This window comes from Flaviaesturariibacter aridisoli (assembly GCF_004343705.1).
Classification (GTDB): Bacteria; Bacteroidota; Bacteroidia; order Chitinophagales; family Chitinophagaceae; genus Flavisolibacter; species Flavisolibacter aridisoli.
Genome location: NZ_SKFH01000037.1, coordinates 1 through 24,601 on the forward strand (window position 1 = coordinate 1; position 24,601 = coordinate 24,601).

Here is a 24,601-nt window from a genome sequence, read left to right on the forward strand (position 1 = left end):
CCCGGATCGCAAAGCGATCCGGGCTTTTCTGTTAGGTATCGATCTGAAGTAAGACTGAAGTCATAAGAAGACTCCGACCTGAGTGCCCCCTTGGGGGGACAGGGGGCCGCTTACTTCACACCGTGCATCATCTTCCGCAGCTTGAAGGAGAGCAGGAAGAGAATAACGGCGGCCACACCAGCGAAGGCCACGAAGATCATGAAGTATGTGTGCAGGTTGTCAATCGTGATGCCGAGAAACACGGGGCGCGGGCCGGTGGCTTTCGGATCGGGGTAAAGCGAGCTCATGGTGCCGGCCAGCTTGTTGCCGGTGGCGATGGCCAGGAACCAGATACCCATCATAAGCGAAGTGAAGCGACCTGGGGTCAGTTTATTTACCATGGAGAGGCCGATGGGGCTGAGGAACAGCTCACCCACCGTGTGCAGGAAATAAAGACCGGTGAGCCACCAGATACTCACTTTCACCAGCGGGTCGGCGGGTGTGCCGAGGGAAATGTAGAGGAAGCCGAGGGCCAGCAGGCCGAGGCCGATGGCCTGCTTCATCGGGGCGGGCGGGTTGATGCCGCGCTTGCCGAGGTTGCTCCACAGCGCCGCAAAGATGGGCGCCAGCAGCACGATAAAGCCGGCGTTGAAGCTCTGGAAGTACGAAGCCGGCATTTCCCAGTTGCCCAGGTGACGGTCCGTTTGCTCGTCGGCGAAGAAGGTAAGCGAGGCACCGGCCTGCTCAAAACACATCCAGAAGAAGATCACGAAGATCATGATGATTACGATCACCCAGAGGCGATCCTTTTCGGTCTTCGTCAGCGAGCGGTCGGTAAGGATGGCAAAGGGACCCACGGCGGTCATCGCATAGATGGCGGAGCCCCAGAAGTCCACGCCCAGCAGCTTCCAGATGATGAGGAAGGCCGCTACAATGGCGCCGACCAGCATCAGGATCTGGCCCGAGCTGAAGCCGGTTTTACCCGGAGCAGCAGCAATGTCGCCCGGCGTTGCCGTGCCTGCATCGCGCGATTTGTTGGCCGTTACCCCCAGCGGACGGCCGTCGTGCGACACCACGTATTTGTCTTTGGTAAAATAGAAGATGATGAGCGAGATGATCATGCCCACACCGGCGGCGAGGAAGCCCCATTTGAAATCCACGTTCTCACCGAGGTAGCCGCAGATGAGCGGAGCAAAGAAGGCACCCGCGTTGATACCCATGTAGAAGATGGTGTAGGCGGCATCTTTGCGGCCGGCACCCGCTTCGGTCTCCGGGTACAGCTGACCCACCATCGTGGAGATGTTGGGCTTGAAGAAGCCGTTACCAAAGATGAGGAAGGCCAGGCCCGTCCATAGCAGCGTGGTGGTAAAGCCCGATGCGCCTTTGTCGGTAGCCGAGGCGCAGAAGAAGAGAATGAATTGCCCGAGGGCCATCAGCAGGCCGCCCACGAAGATGGAGCGGCGGTTGCCCCAGTAGCGGTCGGCCACGTAGCCGCCGATCAGCGGGGTGAGGTACACCAGCCCGGTATAGGAACCATAGATATTCGAAGCATAAGCCTTGTCGAACAAGAGCTTGTTGGTCATGAACAGAACGAAGATGGCGCGCATGCCGTAGTAGCTGAAGCGCTCCCAGAATTCGGTGGCAAACAATACGTACAGGCCTTTGGGATGTCCCTTTTGCTCGGCAGCTTTCGAATCCGCCAGCAAGACCTGGTCTTCGGGTAAAACATTCATACGGACTAGTGATTGGTGATTACAGTGATTATGAGTTCGGAAATAGACTGCCTAAAATAGGGATTTTTTGATACCTCGTTTGGAAAGCCCCCTTTCTTTAACAGAACCATCCGCTTGCGGATGGCGGGCAAGCGGGGAACAAGGAACCGGGAACCGGAGAAAATGGAATGCCTGAGCAGCCCGATTCGTTATCCCCTGTTCCCCCGCTTTTTGCGGAACAAGCTTTGTTCCTTGTTCCGCGGTTACCGTTCTTTGCTTCATGAACATCCTGATCCTCGGCTCCGGTGGCCGCGAACATGCCTTCGCCTGGAAGCTGCGCCAAAGCCCGCTCTGCGAAGAACTCTTCATTGCCCCCGGCAACCCCGGCACCGCGCAATGCGGCAGCAACCTGCCCTTTGCCGCCACCGACTTCGACGCCGTGCGCGCCGCGGTGCTGCAGCGCGGCATCGGCCTCCTGGTGATCGGCCCCGAAGAGCCCCTGGTGAAGGGCCTCGTGGACTTCCTGAAAGAAGACCCGGCGCTGCAGGGCCTCGCCATCATCGGCCCGGCGCGGGAAGCCGCGCAGCTCGAAGGATCCAAGGCCTACGCCAAAGCCTTCATGGCGCGCCACCGTATTCCTACGGCCTCCTACCGGGAGTTCACCATCGACAACCTCGATGAAGGCCTTGCCTATGTGCGGCAACACCCGCTGCCCGTGGTGCTGAAGGCCGACGGCCTCGCCGCCGGCAAGGGCGTGCTCATCTGCCAAACCCACGACGAGGCCGCTACCGAGCTGGAAGCCATGATCCGCGCCGCCAAGTTCGGCGCCGCCTCCGCCCGCGTGGTGGTGGAGCAGTTCCTCGACGGCATCGAGCTGTCCGTATTTATACTGACCGACGGCAAGGATTACGTGCTGCTCCCCGAAGCCAAAGACTACAAGCGCATCGGCGAAGGCGACAGCGGGCTCAACACCGGCGGTATGGGCGCCATCTCGCCCGTGCCCTTTGCCGACGCGGCCTTTATGGAGCAAGTACGCACCCGGATCATCGAGCCCACCGTGCGCGGCTTTGAAGCAGAAGGGTTGGACTACAAAGGCTTCGTGTTTTTCGGGTTGATCAAAGTGGGCGGCGAGCCCTACGTGATCGAATACAACTGCCGCATGGGCGACCCCGAAACCGAGGCCGTGCTGCCCCGCATTGCCGGCGACCTCGGCGCCGCCCTGCTGGCTACGGCGCAGGGCCGCCTGAAGGGCGTGCAGCTCCCCGCCGACCCGCACCACGCCGCCACCATCATGGCCGTGAGCGGCGGCTACCCCGGCGACTATGGGAAAGGCTTCGCCATCGAGGGCCTGGCCCTGCGCCCGGCCGAAGGCAGCTACCTTTTTCACGCCGGCACCGCCGACAAGAGCGGCCACATCGTGACCGCCGGTGGCCGCGTGCTCTGCGCCACCACCCTCGCCCCGACACTCGCCGAGGCCGTGGCCGGCTCGAAGAAAACGCTGGAGGGGATTTCGTTTGAAGGGATGTATTACCGGAAGGATATCGGGTACGAGTTTTAGGCCATCTCCGCCCGCCGAAGCCTCGGCGAAGGCGGACCCCTGACCCCTTCCCGGCCCATCGCTTAACCCCTTCCCGGCCCAGCCCCTAACCCCTTCCAAGCCCATCCCCTAACCCCTTCCCGAGGGGAAGGGGAATCGACCTCACCCCTAACCCCTCTCCAAAGGAGAGGGGAATGCATTTCTCCTGGAACGGACTCACCCTTTTTGCGGGGCATTTCCCGCTCGCTTACTGCCGTTGCCAAAATTGCCAGCGGCACCGATCGCTTCCCCGGTCCCATTGACAAAATCGGCAGGGGCATCAATCCATTCCCGGATGCCCTTGTCAAAATCGGCAGGGGTATTCCGCAAGAGATTTATGCCACTTGCAAAACCGGCAGTGCCATCCAGCGGCGAATCCGTGCCACTTGCAAAACCGGAAAGGGCATCAATCCCTTTCCGGATGCCATTGTCAAAATCGACAGGGGCATAAAGTAGTCGCGGAGTGCCAGTGACAAAAATGTCATCGCCTCACCCCTGACCCCTCTCCTTGGGAGGGGGGTTAGGGGTGAGGTGGGGGATGGGTCTTGCGGGTGGAGCAAAACTGACCGTTGTCATCCCGGGGCTTGCCGCCGAATTCCGTTACTTCGCAGTTCAACGACTTGCCATGACTTCCAACGAAACACCCGGCAGCGGCGGCTGTCCCTTCCACCAAGGAAACTCCAACCCAGGTGCCCCCCTCGGGGGACAGGGGGCCAGAACCGGTCAGCACGCGGCCGTGCATTACCACGACTACCTCCAGCTCGACAAGCTCCTATCGGCCCAGGCCCTCGAAAGCGACAAGAGCGGCGTCACCGCCCACGACGAGATGCTGTTCATCGTCATTCACCAGACCTACGAGCTCTGGTTCAAGCAGCTCCACTGGGAGGCCGACTCGCTGGTGACCATCATGGGCCAGCCGGCGCTCAACGACAACTCGCCCGAGCTGCAGACCGTGGTGCACCGCCTCGACCGTATGGCGACCATCCTCCGGGTGCTGGTGCAACAGATCGACATCCTGGAAACAATGACGCCCATGGACTTCCTCGACTTCCGCGACCTGCTCCGCCCCGCCTCGGGCTTCCAAAGCTGGCAGTTCAAGCTGCTGGAAGCCAAGCTGGGCCTCAAATTCGAATACCGGCACGGCAAGGAATACTACACCGCCTTCCTCCGCGGCGAGCACGTAGACCTTATTAAAAAAGCGGAAGGAAGCCATTCCTTCCTGCAGCTGGTCAACGACTGGCTGGAACGCATGCCGTTCTTCGAGCAACCGGAGCTTTGGCAGGAATATGCGCAGCAGTACGGCGCGCCCGATTTCTGGGAAGCTTATAAAAAAGTATACGCCGGCTCGCTGGCAGAAGCCGAAAAGAACAACCTGGACCTCTTCGAAGAGGTGTTCTCCCGCCACCAGGAAACGCACTATACCCTGTCGGCCCGCGCCAACCGTGCCGCCCTCTTCATCATGCTTTACCGCGGCTACCCGCTGCTGCAACTCCCCTTCCAACTCCTCAACGGCCTGCTGGAGATCGACGAGCAGCTGAGCACCTGGCGCCACCGCCACATGAACATGGTGCACCGCATGATCGGCACCCGCATCGGCACCGGTGGCTCCACGGGCAAAGACTACCTGAAAGCCGCCGCCGACAAGCACTACATCTTTAAAGAGATCGCCCAGCTCACGAGCTTCCTCATCGAGCGCCGCAAGCTGCCGCAGCTGCCGAAAGAAGTGGAACGCAAGCTGGGTTTCTCGGCATAAGCCCCCGTCCTGGTTCCCGACGCCGGCTGGCGGCGCTCCCGGAAGCCCGCTGTCGTGCCGAACGGGACAAAAGGGCGTCCCGCCGGGCAACGGCCCCGCTTCGGCGAGTCGGGACCTTGCTCAGCAGAAGCTGGCACCGAACTTGTCCTCCGGCGCCCGTCCGCTTCTCCGGGCGGGCGCCGGCAGTGAAGGTTAGGGGTTTATTCCTGTTTTTTATGGTTTATAGTTTGCAGTAAACTGAAAAACATGGGAAATGGAGCCGAAAACTCTAAACTCCAAACTCCAAACTATCTCTCACTTGCTACATTTGCAGCAACTATCCTTATAATAACAGAGCAGCATGGGACTTTTCAACTGGTTTACCCAGGAAATAGCGATCGATCTGGGCACGGCGAATACACTGATCATACATAACGACGAGGTAGTGGTGAACGAGCCCTCGATCGTGGCCCTCAACCGCAATAACCCGAAAGAAGTGCTGGCGGTGGGCAAGCGCGCCCTGATGATGCACGAAAAGACCCATGAGAGCATCAAGACGATCCGTCCGCTCAAAGACGGTGTGATCGCCGACTTCAACGCCGCCGAGCTCATGCTCCGCGAGATGATCAAGCTCGTTTATCCCAAGAAGCCCCTCTTCCCGCCCTCCTGGCGCATGATGATCTGCATTCCTTCCTCCATTACCGAGGTGGAAAAGCGGGCCGTGCGCGACTCCGCCGAGCAGGCCGGCGCCAAGGAAGTATACCTCATTCATGAACCCATGGCCGCCGCCCTCGGTATCGGCATCGACGTAGAGGAGCCCGTGGGCAACATGATCATCGACATCGGCGGTGGCACCACCGGCATCACCGTGATCGCCCTCGCCGGTATCGTGTGCGACCAGTCCATCCGCATCGCCGGCGACGAATTCACCGCCGACATCATGGAAGCCCTCCGCCGCTACCACTCGCTGCTGATCGGTGAGCGCACGGCCGAGCAGATCAAGATCCAGATCGGCGCCGCCATGAAAGACCTCGACAACCCGCCCGACGACCTGCCCGTGAACGGCCGCGACCTCGTGACCGGTATCCCCAAGCAGATCTATGTAGGCTACCAGGAGATCGCCGAAGCCCTCGACAAGAGCATCTTCAAGATCGAAGAGGCCATCCTCAAAGCCCTCGAGCAAACCCCGCCCGAGCTCGCCGCCGACATCTACCGCCGCGGCATCTACATCACCGGCGGCGGCGCCCTGCTCCGCGGCCTCGACAAGCGCCTCTCCCAGAAGATCAAGCTCCCCGTTCATGTAGCCGACGACCCGCTGAAGAGCGTGGTGCGCGGTACCGGCCTGGCGCTGAAGAACTATGAGCGCTACCCCTTTGTAATGAGATAAGGCCCATCCCCGCCCCTTCCCGAAGGGAAGGGAGTAAGTCTGCCCCAATGTTTTACCTCCTATCAAAAGCAGAATCGAAAGTCCTTCCCCTCGGGAAGGATTTAGGATGGGCTTATGCGTAACATCTTCGCTTTCATCCGCCGCCACTTCGTCTTCCTCGCCTTCGTGGTCCTGGAGATCCTGTCGCTGTGGATGCTCTTTTCCTACAACAGCCACCACCGCGCCGTCTTTCTCGGCGTGGCCAACGAAGTGACCGGCTCCATCAACCGGCAGGTAGACAAGGTCGACGACTACTTCCACCTCGTGGAGGAGAACCGCCGCGTGCACCGGATGAACGATTCGCTGCTCAACCTGATGAAGGCCAACTTCAACGTGCCCGACACGGGCGCCCAGCCCCGCACCGACTCCGTGCGCCAGGATTCGCTGGTGAAATACCGCCGCTGGCTGTACCGCGACGCCAAGGTGGTGTACAACTCCGTCAACTTCGAGAACAACTATATCCAGTTGAACCGCGGCGCCAACCAGGGCATCCGCGACAATATGGCCGTGATCTCCTCCGACGGCGCCGTCATTGGCGTGATCGTGAACACGAGCCCCAACTTCAGCCAGGTGCTGAGCCTCCTGCACTCCAAGAGCAATGTGCCCTCGGCCCTGAAAAAAACCGGCACCATCGGCACAGTGCGGTGGGACGGCCTCGACCCGCGCTTCGTGGTGCTGCAGGGCATCAGCAAGGACGTGGACGTCAAGCCCGGCGACTCGGTGCTCACGAGCCCCTATGCCTACAACTACCCGCCCGGCTTCTTCATCGGCCGCATCGCGAAAGTGGCGGTGAACAAGGCCACGGGCTTCTACGAGCTGAAGGTGCAGACGGCGGTCAACTTCGCCACCGTGCAGCAGGTGTTCGTGATCGAAAACCTGCAGCGCAGCGAGCAGCTCCAGCTTGAATCCGAGACCGAAAAAAAGATCGAACAGGTAAAACCCCGAACCCGTTGAGCGACCTCGTCAAAAATATCTTCCGCCTCATCCTGTTCCTGCTGGTGCAGGTATTCGTGCTGGACAAGATCCCGCACCTGCACCGCTTTATCGTGCCCTACCTCTATTTCCTGTTCATCCTGTGGCTGCCCTTCAACACGCCGCGCCTCGGCCTCCTGCTGACGGGCTTTCTCACGGGCCTGGCGCTGGATTACTTCACGATGTCGCCGGGGCTGCATGCCGCGGCCTGCGTGCTCATCGCCTACGTGCGGCCCTTCATCATCTTCCTGCTCATCTCGAAAGAGAGCTCCGAGTTTACCTACCACGAGCCTTCGCCGCGCGGCATGGGCTGGGGGCCCTACATGGTGTACGCCCTCATCCTGACCGTGCTGCACCACGCCTTCCTCACCATTCTTGTATGGCTCCAGCAGGGGCCCTTCCTCGACTTCCTGATCAAGACGGCCTGCTACACCGCCATCAGTATGCTGCTCATCCTGATCGTGGAGCTGCTCTTTCCGCGGAAGCTGAAATACAGGACGAATACCGCCTAGTAAGTCGGAAGTCGGAAGTAATGCTCCCTTCCGACCCGTCATTGCGAGCGCAGCGAAGCAATCTTTTACTCGTCCAGCCTGCAGCCAAAGGGCAGCCGAGCCGGCGTGAGTAAGATTGCTTCGGCCGCCGCCCTTCGCGACGGCCGAAGCAACGACGGTCCGACAGGGCGCTTCGCCATCACATCATCCTCGCTTCTCACTTCCCACTTCCGACTTAAGAACTTCCTCCCGCCTGCCAGTATGGCGGGCATCTCCGATCGGCCCTATTATTGACTCTTCGGTTTCCACCTCTAAATGCTTTTATGGAAATTGAAATCTTCACGCTGGCCGACCACGCGCAGGATGTTGGCGGCAAGCTGTTCATCAGCGGCACCTTCGACACCATCAACGCACCGCAGTTTCCCCTCACCTACCCTGCCTTTTCGCTGGCCATGCGCCTCCGCTTTTCCGACAAGGAAGCCGGCACCTCGCGCCTGCTGCTGAAGGCCCTCGACCCTTCGGGCAAAGAGCTGATCAAAACCATGGAAGGCGACCTGCCCGTGCCCACGCCGCAGGCCCCCGCTACCTACAGCGCCATCAACTTCACGGTGAACCTGTACCAGATCCCCTTCACCGTGCCGGGTGTGTACACCTTCGAGCTGTACCTCGACGGCGAATGGAAAACGGGACTGAAGCTGAACGTGGTGGGAAGAAGTTGAATACGTTGATAAGTTGAAGGGTTGATAAGGGGAGAACGGAACTGGAATTGAAAACCGGGCGCCCCGTCAACTTAGCAACCCGTTAACTCGCCAAAACCTACCGATATTTGTGCGGCACGCTTCTTTCAGCGTACCTTACCTTAAACAAGGCGTTTCGCACAACCTATGTCGGTATTCAACGGCTCGCGGAGCTATATTATCCGGTTCATTTTCCTGGGCGTTTTCCTGATCATCATCGCCCAACTGGTCAACCTGCAGCTTTTTTCGGAGAAGTACAAGGCCGATGCCCTCAACAATGCCGTTTTCCGCAAGGTGGTATACCCGCCGCGCGGCATCATCTTCGACCGGAAGGACCGCGCCATCATGAACAACACCATGATGTACGACCTGATGGTGGTGCCTTCGGAAGTCAAGGGCGTCGACACCGCTTACCTCTGCCAGCTGCTGGAGATCGACACCGCGGAATTCAACCTGCGGATCAAGGACGCCATCGTGGGCAACACGCGGGTGCGCCCCTCGCCTTTCGAAGAACTGCTGTCGCCGGAGAAATACGCACGCCTCGAGGAAAACCTTTGGCGCTTCAACCGTGGCTTCTACCTGCAGCAGCGCCCCGTGCGCGGTTATCCCTACAATGCCGGCGCGCACATCATGGGCTACGTGGGTGAGGCCGACTCGGCCATCATCGCCCGCTCGGGCGGCTTCTACCAGCCCCGCGACTTCGTGGGCCGCTCCGGCCTCGAAGCCTATTACGAGCGCGTGCTCATGGGCCAGCGTGGTGTGAGCTTCCTCATCAAAGACAACTTCGGCCGCCTCCAGGGTTCTTATGAGAACGGCGCCTTCGACACCGCTGCCGAAGCGGGCCGCGGCTTGCGCACGTACCTCGACATCGAGCTGCAGCAGCTGGCCGAAAAACTGCTGCGCGGCAAGGTCGGTGCCATCGTGGCCATCGAGCCCAAGACCGGCGGCATCATTGCCATGGCCTCTTCGCCCGACTACAACCCGAACGACCTTACGGGCTCCAATAAAAAGAAGAACTACTCACGCCTCGTGCTCGATGTGTCGGCGCCGCTGCTCAACCGCGCCATCAACGGCCGCTACCCGGCGGGCTCCACCTACAAGCCGCTCGGCGCCCTGATCGGTCTCGACATGGGCGTGATCACACCGCGCTCGGGCATCGCCTGCACCGGCGCCTACTACGGCTGCAACCGCAAGGTGGGCTGCACCGAGAAGTGGGCCGGCCACGCCGCCAACCTGCGCCTCGCCATCGCCCACTCCTGCAATTCCTTTTTCTCCAACGCCTTCCGCCTCGAGGTAGACAATCCGCGCTACGGCAACGTGAAAGACGGGTATGAGAAATGGAAGGAATACGTCAACGCCTTCGGCCTCGGTAGCCGCCTCGGCGTGGACCTGCCCAGCGAAAACCCAGGCCTCATCGCCGACACCTCGTTCTACAACAAGATCTACCGCGGATCCTGGAATTCCTGCACCAACGTATCGCTCGGCATCGGCCAGGGCGAAATGCTGGTAACGCCGCTGCAAATGGCCAACATGATGGCACTGATCGCCAACAAAGGCTACTACTACGTGCCGCACATCGTGAAGCATATCGACAACGAAACGAAGGAAGACACGATCCTCAATAAATTCCGCGTGCAGCACAAGTCGGACGTACACATCCCCGATTCGCTCTACGAAGTGGTGATCAGCGGGATGCAGGATGTGGTGGACATCGGTACGGCCCGCGCCGCTGCCATTCCCGGCATCAAGATCTGCGCGAAGACGGGTACGGCCGAGAACTTCCGCATCATCGACCGCAAGCGGATCCAGCTGAAAGACAACTCGCTCTTCGCCGCCTTCGCGCCGCGCGAGAACCCGCGGATCGCCATCGCCGTGATCGTGGAGAACGGCGGCTACGGCGCCACCTGGGCCGCACCCATTGCGTCGCTGATGATCGAAAAGTTTCTCACCGACTCGCTGCGCGCCGAGCGCAAGCCCGAAGTGGAACGCATCGCCGGCGCCAACCTGATGCCGAGCTACCTGCCGCGCCTGCAGTTCATCAACGATTCGCTGCGCGGCGAGTTCTATTTCAACGTCACCAAAGACACGAGCTATATCCGGAAGTTTCGCCGCCGCAGCCAGCTGCCCGGCGCGCCCAACGACCCTGCCGATTCCAGCCAGCGTGTAGACAACGGCATGGCCGCCCTCGACAGCGCACAGCGGCTGATGCGCAAACAACAGCAACGGAGAAGAGGATAACCCGTAGAGACGCACCAGGTGCGTCTCCCACAACCAGACGCACCTTGTGCGTCTCCCACAACAAAACGCACCCGGTGCGTTTCCCGAAAAACAGAAAACGCGCCCGTGCGTTTCCATATTTAGAAAATGAGCAAGAGTAAAAGCAAAGGCACCATTTCCAAAGGCGTAGATCCCCTGCTCGTGTGGCTCTACCTGATCCTCGTGGGCATCGGCATCACGGCCATCTTCGGCGTCACCTACAAGGAGGGCGACCCGATCGTGTCGTCGTTCTTCAGCTTCAAGACCGACTACAGCAAGCAACTGTATTTCTTCGGCATCGCCATGGTGCTGGCCGTGTTCATCCTGCTCACCGATTCGAAGTTCTTTACCGCTACCGCCAATCTCTGGTACGCGATGGGCATCGGCATGTTGCTGCTCGTGTTTCCTTTTCACTCCAACGTAAAGGGCACCGAGTCGATCATCCGCTTCGGCGGCTTCCAGTTCCAGCCGGCGGAATTCTGCAAGGTGTGCGTCTGCCTGGCCATGGCGAAGTATTTCTCGCAGGTAGACCTCAACTTTCAGCGCACGCGCTCGCAGCTCATCGCCGCTGCCATCGCCCTGCTGCCGGCCGCCATGTCGATCCTGCAGCACGAAACGGGCCTGGCGCTGGTCTACTTCGCCTTCTTTATCGTGATGTACCGCGAGGGCTTGCCGGCTACCATCCTCGTAGTGGGGTTCTCCTTTGGCTCCCTTGTGGTGGCGACACTGCTGCTCGAGAAAAACACGCTCGCCATTATCCTCATCGCCATCACGGCGCTGGTGATCTACATCCTGCGCCGGCAGGTGCGCCGCGACCGGGGCCTGCTGATCAAGATCGCCCTGGTGGGCCTGCTGTGCGTGGCCATCCAGCGTTTTGCAGTGCCCTTTATCTTCAAGCACGTGCTGCAACCCCACCAGGAGGAGCGCATCTTCAGCACCATCGGCCGCGACCTGCCCGAAGAATACAAGCGCCCCGAGATGATCACCGAAAGCGGCAAGCCCAAAAAGAAAGACGTCGACTACAACGTGAAGCAGTCGAAGATCGCCATCGGCTCGGGCGGCCTGCTGGGCAAAGGCCTCCTCCGCGGCACGCAAACGCGCTTCGACTTCGTGCCCGAGCAGCGCACCGACTTTATCTTCTGCACCATCGGTGAAGGCTTCGGTTTTGCCGGCACCTTCACGCTGCTGGCTATCTACCTGCTGCTCCTGTTTCGCATCGTGGCGGTAGCCGAACGGCAGCGCAGCGCCTTCAGCCGCGTATATGCCTACGGCGTGGCCTCGGTGTTTTTCTTTCATATCATGGTAAACATCTGCATGACCATCGGCCTCGCGCCCGTGATCGGCATCCCGCTGCCCTTCATCTCCTACGGCGGAACGGCGCTGATCACGTTTACCCTGCTGCTGTTCATCCTCATCCGGCTCGATGCGGACCGGCAGATGGTGCTGCGCTAGCCCATCCTAAATCCTTCCCTATGGGAAGGACTTTAAAACCGCCCGCAAGGTCCATGTCGCTTGTTTGGTGAAGCTAATTCCCCTTCCCTACGGGAAGGGGTTAGGGGATGGGCGTACCTTTGCCCCATGCAGATCTTCCCGCTCTCCGAAGGTTCTTTTACCATCGACCGTACCAAGCAATTTGTTCCTTTCGACGAGGAGAAGGACATCCTCAACGACCGTCCCACCGGGTCGCTGCTCGTAGAAATACAGCCGTTCCTCGTGGTGACATCGAAGGATGTGCTCTTGCTGGACTGCGGCCTTGGCTTTTCGATCGGCGACGAGCTGCAGCTGCACCGCAACCTGAAGGCCGCCGGCTATCACCCCCAGCAGGTGACCAAGGTGCTTATGAGCCACCTGCACAAGGACCACGCGGGCGGCGTGGCCTTCGGGCCGGGCAACAACTGGCTCAGCCTGCCCAATGCCACCTATTACGTGCGACAGAAAGAGCTGGAATTCGCACGCGCGAAAGACAACCCTTCCTACATCCAGGATGACCTCGAGGCGCTGCACAACAGCGCGCAGGTGGAGCTGCTGACGGACGACGAAGGCAGCATAGACGGCTACATCCGCTACCGCCATACCGGCGCCCACTCGCCCGAGCACCAGGTGTTCTGGATCAGTGAAGGCGGTGACACGATCTTCTTCGGTGGCGACGACGCCCCGCAGCTGCAACAGATGAAGATCCGCTACAAGACCAAGTACGACTTCAACCCCGAACGCGCTACCCAGCTGCGGCAGCAGTGGTGGGAAGAAGGCAACCGTGAAGGCTGGACCTTCCTGTTTTACCACGACATCAAAACGCCGACGTACAAGAGCAAGAACGCAGATCCTGTATAATTTTTATGATTCCCGCAGATTATTATCCTGTTCGTTTTCGCACGTCAGCAAAATCATAAGCAATCCTAACCACCGGCGTATCCCGCTTGCGGGATCTGCGTTCTTTCTCTCCGTCCGGCTGCTACCTTTAGCGGGATGAAGATCATCAACCGCACTGTTCTGATCCTTTCGGTGGTATCGATGTTTGCCGACGTGGCGAGCGAGATGCTGTACCCGGTCATTCCCGTATATCTACGGGAGATCGGGTTCTCGGTCTTCGCCATCGGCGCGTTGGAAGGCGTAGCGGGCTTCACCGCGGGCCTCACGAAGGGCTACTTTGGCAAGTGGAGCGACGAGCTCGGGCGGCGCCTGCCCTTCATCCGCAGCGGTTACTTCCTGAGCGCGCTGTCGAAGCCGATGATGGGCTTTTTTACCCTCCCGCTCTGGGTATTCTTCGTGCGCTGCACCGACCGCCTCGGCAAGGGCCTGCGCACCGCCCCGCGCGATGCGCTGCTGGCCGAGAACGCCACGGAAACCACGCGGGCCCGCGTGTTTGGCTTCCACCGCTCGCTCGATACATTGGGCGCCGCCATCGGCCCCTGCCTGGCGCTGGCGCTGCTCTGGCGCTGGCCCGGCCACTACCATACCCTGTTCTGGGCCGCCTTCGTGCCGGGCCTGCTGTCGGTGGTGCTGCTTTTCACGCTGCGCGAACAGCAACGGAGCCGCAGCACGCTGCGCAAAGGCGGCTTCTTTTCCTTCTTCCGCTATTGGAAGATCGCCCGGCCCGAATACAAGCAGCTCGTGCCGGCGCTGCTGCTCTTCGCGCTGTTCAACAGCTCGGATGTATTCCTGCTGCTGAAGACCCGTGAGGTGAGCGGCTCCGACACCACCACCATCACCGCCTACATCTTTTACAATATGGTCTTCGCCGGCGCCTCCTACCCGCTGGGCGTGCTGGCCGACCGCTTCGGCAAGCGCATGGTACTCGTATCCGGCCTCCTTGTATTCGCCATCGTGTACAGCCTCTTCGCCTTTGTGCAGCAGTCGGTGTCGCTGATCTTTCTCGGCTTCCTTCTTTACGGTCTTTATGCAGCGGCTACGGAAGGCATTGCGAAGGCCTGGATCGCCTCGCTGGCACCTACCGACACGGGCACAGCGCTGGGCTTTTACAGCTCAGGAGAAAGCATTGCCGCACTGCTGGCCTCGCTGCTGACGGGCTTCCTGTGGACGCAGTTGGGTGCCTTTTCCGCCTTCGGGGTAACGGTTCTGGCAACGTTATTGGTGGTAGTATATCTACTGATTATCAAGGCGAAATAGATTAGGTTTTCTTCTGGCACGGAAATGGCTTTTATAGTATCAGCAAACAACTTCAACGATATACAACAAGTTGTTCTACGCTAACCTATGCATGAACACAAGGGCGATGAATTTTTTCATCGCCCTTATTTTTTTGTACCTTAAGCCCATGCGGGTACCACCTATGCCAGCCTGGAAACACCGGCCCGCGCTGCGCTTACTATTGCCTTTCGCAGCGGGCATCCTGTTGCAATGGTATGCAGCCCTGCCCTTGCCTGCCCTGCTGTCTGTTGCCGGTCTTTGTCTGCTCATTCCTCTCCTCTATCGCTTTTTGCCGCTCCGGCACCAGTTCCGCGCAGGCCCCTGGGCGGGGTTGGCACTAAACGGTCTCCTGCTGGCAGCCGGTGCCGCCGCTTGCCGGCAGGCCGATATCCGCCAGGATCCACGCTGGCTCGGCCATACCGGTGCGGGCGATGCGTTCATCGCCGAGCTCGTTTCCGAGCCCGCCGAAAAGGCCGCCAGCTGGAAAGTGACCGCAGAAATACGGATGCGTCGCCAGGAGGGCCAGTGGACACCCGTCAAGGGCACGGCCCTGCTGTACTTCCGCAAGGGCACTACACCGCCGCCCTTCGGCAGCCGCGTGCAGGTAGCGCTACCGCTGCAGGTCATCCGCAACAGCGGCAACCCGGGCGCATTCGATTACCAGCGCTGGTGCCTCTTCCAGGGTATCACCCACCAGGCTTTTGTGAGCGACTATGCCCTGCTGCCCGGCAGGGACCATCATCCGCTGCAAGCCGCGCTCATCGCCGGCCGCAAGGCCGTGACAGGAATCCTGCGGCAACACCTGCCCGGTAAGGAGATCCAGGGACTGGCCGAAGCCCTGCTGATCGGCTACAAAGACGACCTCGACCCTGAGCTCACGGCAGCTTATGCCCGCACGGGCGTGGTGCACATCATCGCCATCTCGGGCATGCACCTCGCGCTGGTATACCTGTTGTTGCTGGGCCTTACAAAGCCCCTGGGCGCACCGCGCTGGCGCATACTGCGGCTCGTGCTGGTGCTCGGCGGACTCTGGGGCTTCAGCCTGCTGGCGGGTGGCGGCCCCTCGGTGCTTCGCTCGGCGGTCATGTTCAGCCTGCTCGCTATCGGGGGCCTCATCGGCCGCAAGGGCGATTCCATCAACAGCCTGCTGCTGGCGGCGCTGCTCCTGCTGCTGATCAACCCGTTCTGGCTGTGGGATATCGGCTTCCAGCTTTCCTTCACGGCGGTGGGTGGCATCGTACTTTTTTATCGTCCCATCTACCAGTTATATACCACGCACAACAAAGCCCTTGATTTTGTCTGGAAGGGGGCGGCGGTATCGCTGGCCGCGCAGGTGCTCACCACGCCGCTGAGCCTGTATCACTTTCACCAGTTTCCGCTGCTCTTCCTCGCCGCCAACCTGCTGGCCGTGCCCCTGTCGGGGCTGCTGGTGTATGCGCTCATTGCTGTGTGTGCGCTGTCGTTCTGGCCGGCAGTGGCCGGGCTGGCCGGCTCAGCGTCGGCGCTGGGCATCCGCTTGCTCAACGCCTGGATCGATCGCATCGACCGCGTCCCCTTCGGCGTGTGGGACGGCCTCTCGCTGTCGGTGCTGCAAACGGTGTTGCTGTACGGCTTGCTGGCCGCAGTGGCCTGGGCCCTGCTGCGCCGGCGACCGCAGGCATGGCGCTACGCGCTGGGCTGTGGGCTGTGCTTCCTGACACTGCGTGCGTATTCCTTTTACGAAGCCGGGCAGCGCACGCGCCTTATCGTGTACCAGGTGCCGCACTATGCCGCGCTGGAAGTGCAGGAAGCGCGGCGCTGCTGGTATCGAGGCGATGCCGCCCCGCAGCAAGATGCCCGCCTGTACGGCCTTCACCTGAAGCCGGCGCACACCGAAGCCCGCAGCGGCACAGGTGCGCGCCCATTGCCGGCGGCCTTTCGCTTCGCCGGGAAAACGGTGGCACAGATCGGGCTGCCCGACAGCAACGGGCTTCCGGACATCCCCATCGACCTGCTCGTTGTTTCGCACCAGGTACGGGCGGATGCCGTTGCCCTTCGCGATATCCGGGCTGTCGTGCTGGACGCATCGCTGACGCGCCGCAGCGCGCAGCAATGGAAAGAGGCCTGCGCGGAAGCGGGAATCCCTTGCCACGACGTTGGGCAGGAAGGTGCATTTGTACTTTATCGCTGATGCCTGATGTCTGATTTGAAAGACAGGTGTCTTGTATGAACCTCAGGCCGTTACTTATGGCTGAAAAATATATCAGATACCGTGCATCAGACATCCTGCATCTCCGTGTTACTTTTGGCGCGGCCAAGCTGAAAATCATGGAAAAGAAGATCGCCTCTGCCCTCATCTCGGTTTTTTACAAGGATGGTCTGGAAGCGCTGGTGCGGCAGCTGCACGCGCAGGGCACCACGATCTACTCCACCGGCGGCACCCAGCAATTCATTGAAGGGCTCGGCCTCCCGGTGGTGCCCGTAGAAACGCTTACCTCCTACCCCTCGATCCTCGGGGGCCGCGTGAAGACCCTTCACCCGCTTGTTTTCGGTGGCATCCTCGGCCGCCGCTACCTCGACAGCGACCGCGCCGAGATGCAGCAATACGGCATCCCCGAGCTCGACCTGGTGGTGGTGGACCTCTACCCCTTCCAGGAAACGCTGAAGCAAACGAGCGAGGAAGCGCTCATCATCGAAAAGATCGACATTGGCGGCCCGTCGATGATCCGCGCGGCGGCGAAGAACTTCCGCGACGTGGCGGTGCTGGCCTCGAAAGACGACTACGCCGGCCTCGTAGCACAGCTGCAGGCCCAGGGCGGCGCCCTCACGCTGGAGCAGCGCAAGGAATACGCGGCCAAAGCCTTCCGCGTTGTGGCGGAATACGACAACGCCATCGACCACTACTTCAACCCCGGCGCGGCCATTGCCCCGGGCTTCGGCAACGCGCCAAGCGACACAGGGCGCAGCACCCCGCTGCGTTACGGCGAGAACCCGCACCAGCAGGCCACCTTCTTCGGCGATCTCAGCTCCGTATTCACGCAGCTGCACGGCAAGGAGCTTTCCTACAACAACCTCGTGGATGTGGATGCGGCGATCGAGCTGATCCGCGACCTATCCTCCCAGCCTCCTTCGCTAAGGGAGGGAGGAGCGGCCACGGATTCGATCCCCCTTCCCTTAAGGAAGGGGCAAGGGGATGGGTCCGTTTCCTTCGCCATCATCAAGCACACGAATGTCTGTGGCGTGGCCCAGCGGCCCGACGTGTTTTCGGCCTGGACCTACGCCCTCGCCGGCGACCCCGAAAGCGCCTTTGGCGGCGTGCTGGTGACCAATGGCAAAATCGACAAAGCGACCGCGGATGCCATCAACGAGATCTTCTTTGAAGTGCTCATCGCCCCGGCCTTCAGTCCGGAGGCCCTGGAAACGCTGCAGTCGAAGAAGAACCGCATCCTGCTGCAATACAACGAAACGGCGGAGTTGCCGGAGCAGCAGTTCAAGGGCGTGCTCAACGGCACGCTGACGCAGCAAAAAGACAGGGGCAATTTCGACAAGTGGGAGGAAGCCGGCGGCCGTAGTTCTACGGAAGGCGAGCGCGCCGATATGGCCTTTGCCAACCTCGTGTGCAAGCACCTCAAGAGCAACGCCATCGCGCTGGTAAAAGACCGGCAGCTGATCGGCAAAGGCTGTGGGCAAACGAGCCGCATCGATGCCCTGCGCCAGGCACTGGAAAAGGCCCGCCAGTTCAACTTTGTGCTCGAGGGCGCCGTGCTGGCCTCCGATGCGTTCTTTCCCTTCAACGACTGCGTGCAGCTGGGCCACGAGGCGGGCATCAACGCCTTTATCCAACCCGGCGGCTCCATCCGCGACAAAGACAGCATAGCCTACTGCCAGGAAAAAGGCCTCGCGCTGGTGATGACCGGCCAGCGGCACTTCAAGCATTGACCTCACCCCCGGCCCCTCTCCGGGAGGAGAGGGGTGCCCCTGCTGTACTGTATGATAGTTTTGAACCCTGGTGTTTGTTGAACTTTATAAAAAGCCCGGATGCTTTGCATCCGGGCTTTTTGTTGGCAGGTAACACTCCCCTCTCCTCCCGGAGAGGGGCCGGGGGTGAGGTATCTGTTGCCTGCGATCCATCCGAAACTGTACCGCCGCACTTGCCGTCATTGTGTCGACCTTTGCCCCCGACATGGAAAAACACCCGCCCCAGGACGCCTTCACCCCCGCCGACCCGCAAACCACCCAGGACCTCGCCTGGTGGCACCCGAGCCGGCTCAATCCCTTCACCTTCCACAAGCGCGGCCGGCGCTTCAAGGCGCTGTTTGCGCTGGCGACCATCTGCTTCTTTTGGGGTACCACCTGGATCGCGGCGCGGCAGGGTGTAAAGTACATGCCGGCGTTGCAGCTGGCGGGCCTGCGGCAGCTGTTTGCGGGACTTTGCCTCGTGGGCTATTTCGTGGCGAAGCGCGCGCCCTGGCCTACGGCGGCGCAATGGCGCACCATCGCGATGCTGGGCTTTCTCAACTTCTTCCTGAGCAATGCGCTCTCCACCTGGGGGGTGCGCTTCATTCCCGCCGGCCTCGGCTCGATCATCGGGGCCATCTACCCGGTGTGGCTCGTGCTGATCGGGCTGGCCACGCGCAGCGTGCTGCTTACCTGGAAGACCGCCCTGGGCATGCTGCTCGGCTTCGGCGGCATCTGCATCATCTTTTACGAGCACCTGCACGAGCTGGTGAACCCTGCCTTCCGCCTCGGCATCCTGCTGTCGGTAGCCTCCACCTGGAGCTGGGCCTTCGGCACGTTGTACACTAAGAAGCACGCGGCCAACTTCAACCCCTACTTCAGCTTCGGGCTGCAGTTGGTGCTGTCGGGATCAGTGCTCCTGGCGGGCATGAAAGCCACGGGCAACAGCATGCCCCTCGCCGATATTCCCTGGCAATCCTGGGCTGCCATCTGGTACCTGGTGTTCTTCGGGTCGGTGATCACCTTCGCCGCTTTTTTGTATGCGCTGCAAAATCTCCCCACCACGCAGGTGAGTCTTTATGCCTACATCAATCCCGTGGTGGCCGTGCTGCTGGGGGCACTGCTCATCGGCGAGCCGCTGTCGCTCTTCATCGGTGTCGGCACAGCGGTGACGCTCTACGGCGTGTTCCTCGTCAACCGGTCGATCAGCCGTAAGTAGCCTTCGGCTGCGCTCAAGCTGACAGGAGCTGGTCCCTTTCCAGAAGACCCCCATTAAGCGATACACCCAGGTAGCGGAAGAAAGTGCCTTGTCATGGTGAGCGCCGTCGAACCATGCGTTCTTTCTCTCCCGTTGCAACAAAGCGGGCATACAGCTCGGGCCAGCCGGCATATTCAGGGGCGGAGCCAAGGTAGCTGTTGTGCCAGATGCTGATGAACGTGCCGCCCCATTGACGGAAGATTTCCAGGCAGGAGTTGAGTTCCGCTTCGGTTTGCGTAATGCTTTGTTTTTGCTCGAAGAGCGCGTTGGCGTCCATAAAGCAGAAGGGGTGCAGGCGCAGCGGCGTTTGCTCGTCGCGCTCGAGGTCGTACCAATAGAAAGGCACGGCCAGCGAGGCGCGGAAGCCGTTGATCGACCCATAGCCCATAGAGTAGTCGTCGGTGATGCCGGCGGCGATCAGCTGGCGGAAAGTGTGCGGCAGCGTGAAGCGGATGAAATGCTGCCGCGACGACGTCACCGGAATACCTATGGCGGCTTCCAGCGTGCTCTTTTCCTGCCCGAGCAACGCAGGCTCATCGCCGCTGGCCCAGGATGGATGGAGACCGACCGTAGAACTACGGGCGATGCGCCGCAGCAGGCCCTGCATGGCGCTCTTTTTCAGTGGAATGTTTTTGTCGTACGCATTGCGTCCCCTACCGGCATGAATGAAGTAATGCGGGCGGAGCGAGAAATGGCCGTGCAGCGTGTCGAGAAAGTCGTAGCAATCGAAAGGGTCGTGGTGACCGCGCAGCAGCACGTCGAGGCGTTCGCTCACGGTTCCGTCGCGGCGCAGCAGCGAGCGGAGCAGGCCGCCCGCATTACGGGCAAAGCCCTTGTGGCGGTAGCTCCAGGCCATGTCGATGTCGAAGGTGGGCGCGAACTGGAAGGGCGGCGTATAGCCGGCGCCAAACAGTTGCTCCGAAAAGCGGTGCAGCCATTCGTGGATGAGGGGACGGTTCAGAAAGCCGCCCTGCCAAGCCAGGCTCGCGGTGTGCGGGAAGCGGCCGTAGGCGTCCTTTTCGGGAGAGGCGTATTCTTCGCAGCGCGCCAGCAGGTAAAAGATCGCCGAAAAAAGGTCGAAGCCAAAAGCACTGTCGTCGGGGAAAAGGATGCATTGCCCGTCGGCCGTACGCCTTGCCGGGGGCTTGCCTGTAGCAATGCCCCGTTCTTCCAGCAGGCCTGCGGACCCGATCCGCATGCGCCCGGCACCCTCCGCTCCGTAGACCAGGTCGGCATCGCCCGCTTCGCTGCGCACGAAGGGCTGCCCGAAGTAATCCGACAAGAAGCTCAGGATGTAGTCGAGGCGGGGGGACTGTATAGCGGAATAAACGCGGATCATGCGGCGGGCACAAAATACGCCTTAAGACCCATCCCCTGGCCGCCGTAGCTTTAGCGAAGGTGGACCCTGGCCCGGCTCCCACCGACCCATCCCCCGGCCCCTTCCCAAAGGGAAGGGGAGCAGACCTCACCCCTAACCTCCCGCTGGGGCGGGACAGGCTCTCTCCAAAGGAGCGGGGAATCGGGTCCCTTCTGATCCCTAGAGCAGATTTAATCTAACTGATTGTTTGTCAGGCGCGTGCGTACGCGTCAGGTGGGGCGTGCCGGCGCCCCGGTGTAGCGTGCGGGCACCCCGGGTGCAACGTGCGTATGCGACAGGTGCAACGTGCGCATGGGACAGGTGCAACGTGCGTATAGGCTTTATGGTACGTGCATATGGGCTTTATGGTACGTGCGCATGGGCTATATGGTACGTGCGTATGTCCCTTATGACAGGCGTGGGTGCCCCTTATGGTACGCGCGGGTGTCCATTATGTAACGCGCGTATGGGCTTCCAGGTACGTGCAGGCGGCCATTCAGGTACGCGCGGGCGTCTTTCCGCAAGGTGCGGAGGGCTGTTCCCGCCTTCGCTAAAGCTTCGGCGGGCGGAGCATTACGGATTACTGATTACTCATTTCCCGTGTCGCTCCACCCACTGCTGGCTGAAGCTTTTGTTCGGGAACTCGAGCGGCGAGCGGTGCTTTTTCCATTCGTTCACGAAGGTGTTCACCACCCAGCCTTTTACCTTGCCCGGCGCCATGTTCATGAGGGGGCGCTTGAGCATGGCCATCTTCCAGAAGCGCCAGGCAGTGCGCTCGGCGAAGGAAGCATTGCCTGCTTCCACCGACTCGGCGCGGTTCTCGAGCAGCAGCTCGTGGAGGTTGATCTTCACGGCGCACACCTCGGTGCAATTGCCGCACAGCGAGGAGGCGTAGCTCAGGTGCTTGTATTCATCGAGGTCCTTCAGGTGCGGCGTGATCACCGAACCGATGGGGCCGCTGTAGGTGGTGCCGTAGGCATGGCCGCCGATATTCTTGTAAACCGGGCAGGCGTTGAGGCAGGCGCCGCAGCGGATGCAGTACAGGCTTTCGCGGGTCTTGGGGTTTTGCAGCAGGTTGGTACGGCCATTGTCGAGCAGGATGACGTACATCTCGTCGGGGCCGTCTTCCTCGTCGTTGCGGCGCGGACCGCTGATGATGGAGTTGTACACGGTGAGGCGCTGACCGGTGCCGTAGGTAGAGAGCAGCGGCCAGAAGAGCGCGAGGTCATTAATGGACGGCAGCACCTTTTCGATGCCCACGATGGCGATGTGCGTTTTGGGGTAGGCGCAGCTGAGGCGGCCGTTGCCCTCGTTCTCGGTGATGGCGATGGAGCCCGTGTCGGCGAGCAGGAAGTTGGCGCCCGTGATGCCCACTTCGGCCTGGCGGTATTTCTCGCGCAGCTTCTCGCGGGCCACCTGCGTCAGCTCCTGAGGGGTGAGGTGCGGCGGCGTGCCCAGTTTTTCGGCAAAGAGCTTCGCCACGTCTTCCTTGCTCTTGTGCATGGCCGGCGTTACGATGTGGTAGGGCGGCTCGTCGTCGAGCTGCTGGATGTATTCGCCGAGGTCGGTCTCGACGCTTTCGATGCCGTTCTGGATCAGGAATTTGTTGAGGTGGATCTCCTCGGTGACCATGCTTTTGCTCTTCACGATGGAGCGGCAGCTTTTGGCCTTGCAGATGGTGAGGATCTGCGCCAGTGCTTCATCGGCGGTCTCGGCATACAGCACTTTGGTGCCGTTGCGGGTGGCCGCGGCCTCGAAGGTTTCGAGAGTCTTATCGAGCTGCTCGATGGCGCGCCACTTGGCGTTCTTGGCGCGCTCGCGGGCGAGGTGCACGTTGGTGAACTGCTGCTTGCCGGCGGGCACCACGGCGTTGTAGCGCGCGATGTTGAAGTTGATCTTGCGGCGGTGCTCTTTATCGGCCGCCTTGATGGTGCTCTTGGCCTGGAAGGTGCTGGATTGGTCGGACATTAGCGGGTTTTGGCGTCGTAGTGGGCGATGGCGATCTGGTGGAGGGTTTCGTAAAATTCCTTGCCGAAGCGGCGCTCGATGGGTTCCTGCAGGAACTGGTACACGGGCATCTTGGCCTTCTTGCCGAGGGCGCAGGCGGGGTTGCACAGCGTTTCGCGCGGCTCGTAGTTGACCATCGTGTAGGTCTTGCCTTCGTTGATGCGGATCGGGAAGAGGTGGCAGGAAATGGGCTTCTTCCACTCCAGCTTGCCTTCGAGGTAGGCCGCTTCGATACCGCACTTGATGGTGCCGTGCTCGTCGCGGAAGCCGTAGGCGCAGAGGCCGCCGTCGATGGTGGGCGTTACCCAGCCGAACTCGCGGTCGTAGATATAGCGGCCCTGGCGCTTCAGTTCGGCCTTGCCCTCGGGGGTCAGGTAGCTTTCAAAGGCGGCGTAGTGCTTGTCGAGCTGCGCTTTCTCGTCTTCGGTCAGCGGGGCGCCGGCATCGCCGTCCTCGCAGCAGCCGCCCTTGCACTTGGCCAGGTCGCAAATGAACTTCGCTTCCACCACGTCGTCACTCACCAGGATATTGTCGATGGCTATCAAATCAGGAATTTTTGCAAAGTTACGGAAACAGGCGCCGCAAGCGGCGGTAGAGAAAGAACGCTGATCCCGCAAGCGGGATACGCAGATTTGTTACGATTCTATTTGATTTTGTTGGCGCTCGCATTACATCTGCGTCAGTCCAAAAGTCCTGTCATATCGTTCGACGGCTCGAAAACCCACGACACTACGTCGGCTCCAGGCGCCAGCAACTCCAAACCACACACTCCAAACCCCAAACCTTCTCTCAACGCCACTGCAGCGTGTTGATCAGGTGCTCTACATCCTTCCGCAAAAATTCGCTGACGGGCTTCAGCGAATCTTCGTTGGGCGTAGTGGCGAAGTAGAGGGCGCCGCGGAGGAAGTGTTTGGTGCTGTCGGTGGCGAAGAACTGCGTGCCGGTGGCGGTGTTGCCGCGGAGGGTAATGAACACCCCTTCGATGCCGTTGGGTGTGGTGAAGGGCTTGTGGTCGATGGCGGAGGCCTTGTAGGTGTGCTGCTTGTAGCTCATCTCGTAGGCGTCGGCCACGAGCGAGTCGAAGCGGTTGCCGCGGCCGATTTCCTTATACGAGATGTGGATGCGGCCGCCGTAGCTCGGGAAGTCGATGTTGATCCAGTAGGGATTCTCGGCGCGCGACTCGAAGAAGAGGGAGTCCTGCAGGATCTCGCCGTATACCGGGTATTCGAAAGTGTAGGGATAGCCCGGCCGGTCGAAGCGGCGGTATTCCTTCTTCGGCAGTTCAATGCGGAAGTAGCCCCGCGGCTTCACGGTGTAGTCGCTGTTGCAGGCGGCGAGGGAGACGAGGGCGAGGGCGAAGAAGAGGAGGCGGGTCATGGATGCAAGATACGGAGTCGTGAGGCGTGAAGCGTGAGGCGTGAGGCGTGAAGCGTGAGGCGTGAGGCGTGAGGCGTGAAGCGTGAAGCGTGAGGCGTGAGGCGTGAGGCGTGAAGCGTGAGGCGTGAGGCGTGAGG

The 24,601-nt window shown here is 60.8% G+C and carries 18 protein-coding genes; 13 read left to right on the forward strand and 5 right to left on the reverse strand.

Going from position 1 to position 24,601, the window contains the following annotated elements; all coding sequences use genetic code 11:
* Positions 1–110: 110 nt before the first annotated feature.
* Positions 111–1,712 (reverse strand): peptide MFS transporter, encoded by a 1,602-nt coding sequence (locus E0486_RS15920; RefSeq protein ID WP_131853573.1) that lies wholly within the window; start codon positions 1,710–1,712, stop codon positions 111–113.
* A 259-nt stretch (positions 1,713–1,971) separates the two neighbouring features.
* On the opposite strand from E0486_RS15920, the gene purD reads away from it, so the two are divergent.
* From purD to E0486_RS15985, 13 genes are all read left to right on the forward strand, one after another.
* Complete coding sequence (purD, locus tag E0486_RS15925) at positions 1,972–3,249, forward strand: phosphoribosylamine--glycine ligase (protein WP_131853575.1); 1,278 nt, start codon at positions 1,972–1,974, stop codon at positions 3,247–3,249.
* 643 nt (positions 3,250–3,892) lie between these two features.
* Positions 3,893–5,020 carry a tryptophan 2,3-dioxygenase gene (locus tag E0486_RS15930; RefSeq protein WP_131853577.1) on the forward strand — a complete coding sequence of 376 codons (1,128 nt, stop codon included), beginning with the start codon at positions 3,893–3,895 and terminating at the stop codon, positions 5,018–5,020.
* A 340-nt stretch (positions 5,021–5,360) separates the two neighbouring features.
* On the forward strand, positions 5,361–6,386 hold the full coding sequence (locus E0486_RS15935) for a rod shape-determining protein (RefSeq protein ID WP_131853580.1): 1,026 nt from the start codon (positions 5,361–5,363) through the stop codon (positions 6,384–6,386).
* Positions 6,387–6,500: 114 nt separating this feature from the next.
* A complete protein-coding gene (gene mreC, locus E0486_RS15940) occupies positions 6,501–7,379 on the forward strand; it encodes a rod shape-determining protein MreC (RefSeq protein ID WP_131853582.1) in 879 nt (292 codons plus the stop codon).
* Positions 7,376–7,909, forward strand: a complete 534-nt coding sequence (gene mreD / locus E0486_RS15945) for a rod shape-determining protein MreD (protein WP_131853584.1) — start codon at positions 7,376–7,378, stop codon at positions 7,907–7,909. Before mreC ends, mreD begins: the two co-directional genes overlap by 4 nt.
* A 302-nt stretch (positions 7,910–8,211) precedes the next feature.
* Positions 8,212–8,607 carry a DUF6941 family protein gene (locus E0486_RS15950; protein ID WP_131853586.1) on the forward strand — a complete coding sequence of 132 codons (396 nt, stop codon included), beginning with the start codon at positions 8,212–8,214 and terminating at the stop codon, positions 8,605–8,607.
* Positions 8,608–8,772: 165 nt separating this feature from the next.
* Complete coding sequence (gene mrdA / locus E0486_RS15955) at positions 8,773–10,863, forward strand: penicillin-binding protein 2 (protein ID WP_131853588.1); 2,091 nt, start codon at positions 8,773–8,775, stop codon at positions 10,861–10,863.
* Between the two features lie 126 nt (positions 10,864–10,989).
* Complete coding sequence (gene rodA / locus E0486_RS15960) at positions 10,990–12,333, forward strand: rod shape-determining protein RodA (RefSeq protein WP_131853590.1); 1,344 nt, start codon at positions 10,990–10,992, stop codon at positions 12,331–12,333.
* 126 nt (positions 12,334–12,459) lie between these two features.
* Complete coding sequence (locus tag E0486_RS15965) at positions 12,460–13,212, forward strand: MBL fold metallo-hydrolase (protein WP_131853592.1); 753 nt, start codon at positions 12,460–12,462, stop codon at positions 13,210–13,212.
* Positions 13,213–13,347: 135 nt separating this feature from the next.
* On the forward strand, positions 13,348–14,508 hold the full coding sequence (locus E0486_RS15970; RefSeq protein ID WP_131853594.1) for an MFS transporter: 1,161 nt from the start codon (positions 13,348–13,350) through the stop codon (positions 14,506–14,508).
* Between the two features lie 163 nt (positions 14,509–14,671).
* Complete coding sequence (locus E0486_RS15975) at positions 14,672–16,699, forward strand: ComEC/Rec2 family competence protein (RefSeq protein ID WP_165917375.1); 2,028 nt, start codon at positions 14,672–14,674, stop codon at positions 16,697–16,699.
* Between the two features lie 137 nt (positions 16,700–16,836).
* Positions 16,837–18,447: a bifunctional phosphoribosylaminoimidazolecarboxamide formyltransferase/IMP cyclohydrolase gene (gene purH, locus E0486_RS15980; RefSeq protein ID WP_131853598.1), complete on the forward strand. Its 1,611-nt coding sequence runs from the start codon at positions 16,837–16,839 to the stop codon at positions 18,445–18,447.
* A 244-nt stretch (positions 18,448–18,691) separates the two neighbouring features.
* Positions 18,692–19,684, forward strand: a complete 993-nt coding sequence (locus E0486_RS15985; protein WP_131853600.1) for a DMT family transporter — start codon at positions 18,692–18,694, stop codon at positions 19,682–19,684.
* Between the two features lie 91 nt (positions 19,685–19,775).
* Here the strand turns inward: E0486_RS15985 and E0486_RS15990 are convergent, their stop codons facing one another.
* The 4 genes from E0486_RS15990 to gldD all read right to left on the reverse strand — a co-directional run bounded on the left by E0486_RS15990 (position 19,776) and on the right by gldD (position 24,464).
* Complete coding sequence (locus E0486_RS15990) at positions 19,776–21,062, reverse strand: polysaccharide deacetylase family protein (protein ID WP_131853602.1); 1,287 nt, start codon at positions 21,060–21,062, stop codon at positions 19,776–19,778.
* Between the two features lie 609 nt (positions 21,063–21,671).
* Complete coding sequence (locus tag E0486_RS15995; protein WP_131853604.1) at positions 21,672–23,048, reverse strand: LutB/LldF family L-lactate oxidation iron-sulfur protein; 1,377 nt, start codon at positions 23,046–23,048, stop codon at positions 21,672–21,674.
* Entirely contained in the window at positions 23,048–23,632 is a 585-nt protein-coding gene (locus tag E0486_RS16000) for a DUF3109 family protein (protein ID WP_131853606.1), read from the reverse strand. Before E0486_RS16000 ends, E0486_RS15995 begins: the two co-directional genes overlap by 1 nt.
* 244 nt (positions 23,633–23,876) lie before the next feature.
* Positions 23,877–24,464, reverse strand: coding sequence for a gliding motility lipoprotein GldD (gene gldD, locus E0486_RS16005; protein ID WP_131853608.1), 588 nt, complete (start codon positions 24,462–24,464; stop codon positions 23,877–23,879).
* Positions 24,465–24,601: the final 137 nt, after the last annotated feature.

Bases quoted from the DNA above. Each gene is read 5' to 3' on its own strand.
- E0486_RS15920 (WP_131853573.1), bottom strand. From the start codon at position 1,712: ATGAATGTTTTACCCGAAGACCAGGTCTTGCTGGCGGATTCGAAAGCT.
- purD (WP_131853575.1), top strand. From the start codon at position 1,972: ATGAACATCCTGATCCTCGGCTCCGGTGGCCGCGAACATGCCTTCGCC.
- E0486_RS15930 (WP_131853577.1), top strand. From the start codon at position 3,893: ATGACTTCCAACGAAACACCCGGCAGCGGCGGCTGTCCCTTCCACCAA.
- E0486_RS15935 (WP_131853580.1), top strand. From the start codon at position 5,361: ATGGGACTTTTCAACTGGTTTACCCAGGAAATAGCGATCGATCTGGGC.
- mreC (WP_131853582.1), top strand. From the start codon at position 6,501: ATGCGTAACATCTTCGCTTTCATCCGCCGCCACTTCGTCTTCCTCGCC.
- E0486_RS15950 (WP_131853586.1), top strand. From the start codon at position 8,212: ATGGAAATTGAAATCTTCACGCTGGCCGACCACGCGCAGGATGTTGGC.
- mrdA (WP_131853588.1), top strand. From the start codon at position 8,773: ATGTCGGTATTCAACGGCTCGCGGAGCTATATTATCCGGTTCATTTTC.
- rodA (WP_131853590.1), top strand. From the start codon at position 10,990: ATGAGCAAGAGTAAAAGCAAAGGCACCATTTCCAAAGGCGTAGATCCC.
- E0486_RS15965 (WP_131853592.1), top strand. From the start codon at position 12,460: ATGCAGATCTTCCCGCTCTCCGAAGGTTCTTTTACCATCGACCGTACC.
- E0486_RS15970 (WP_131853594.1), top strand. From the start codon at position 13,348: ATGAAGATCATCAACCGCACTGTTCTGATCCTTTCGGTGGTATCGATG.
- E0486_RS15975 (WP_165917375.1), top strand. From the start codon at position 14,672: ATGCCAGCCTGGAAACACCGGCCCGCGCTGCGCTTACTATTGCCTTTC.
- purH (WP_131853598.1), top strand. From the start codon at position 16,837: ATGGAAAAGAAGATCGCCTCTGCCCTCATCTCGGTTTTTTACAAGGAT.
- E0486_RS15985 (WP_131853600.1), top strand. From the start codon at position 18,692: ATGGAAAAACACCCGCCCCAGGACGCCTTCACCCCCGCCGACCCGCAA.
- E0486_RS15990 (WP_131853602.1), bottom strand. From the start codon at position 21,062: ATGATCCGCGTTTATTCCGCTATACAGTCCCCCCGCCTCGACTACATC.
- E0486_RS15995 (WP_131853604.1), bottom strand. From the start codon at position 23,048: ATGTCCGACCAATCCAGCACCTTCCAGGCCAAGAGCACCATCAAGGCG.
- gldD (WP_131853608.1), bottom strand. From the start codon at position 24,464: ATGACCCGCCTCCTCTTCTTCGCCCTCGCCCTCGTCTCCCTCGCCGCC.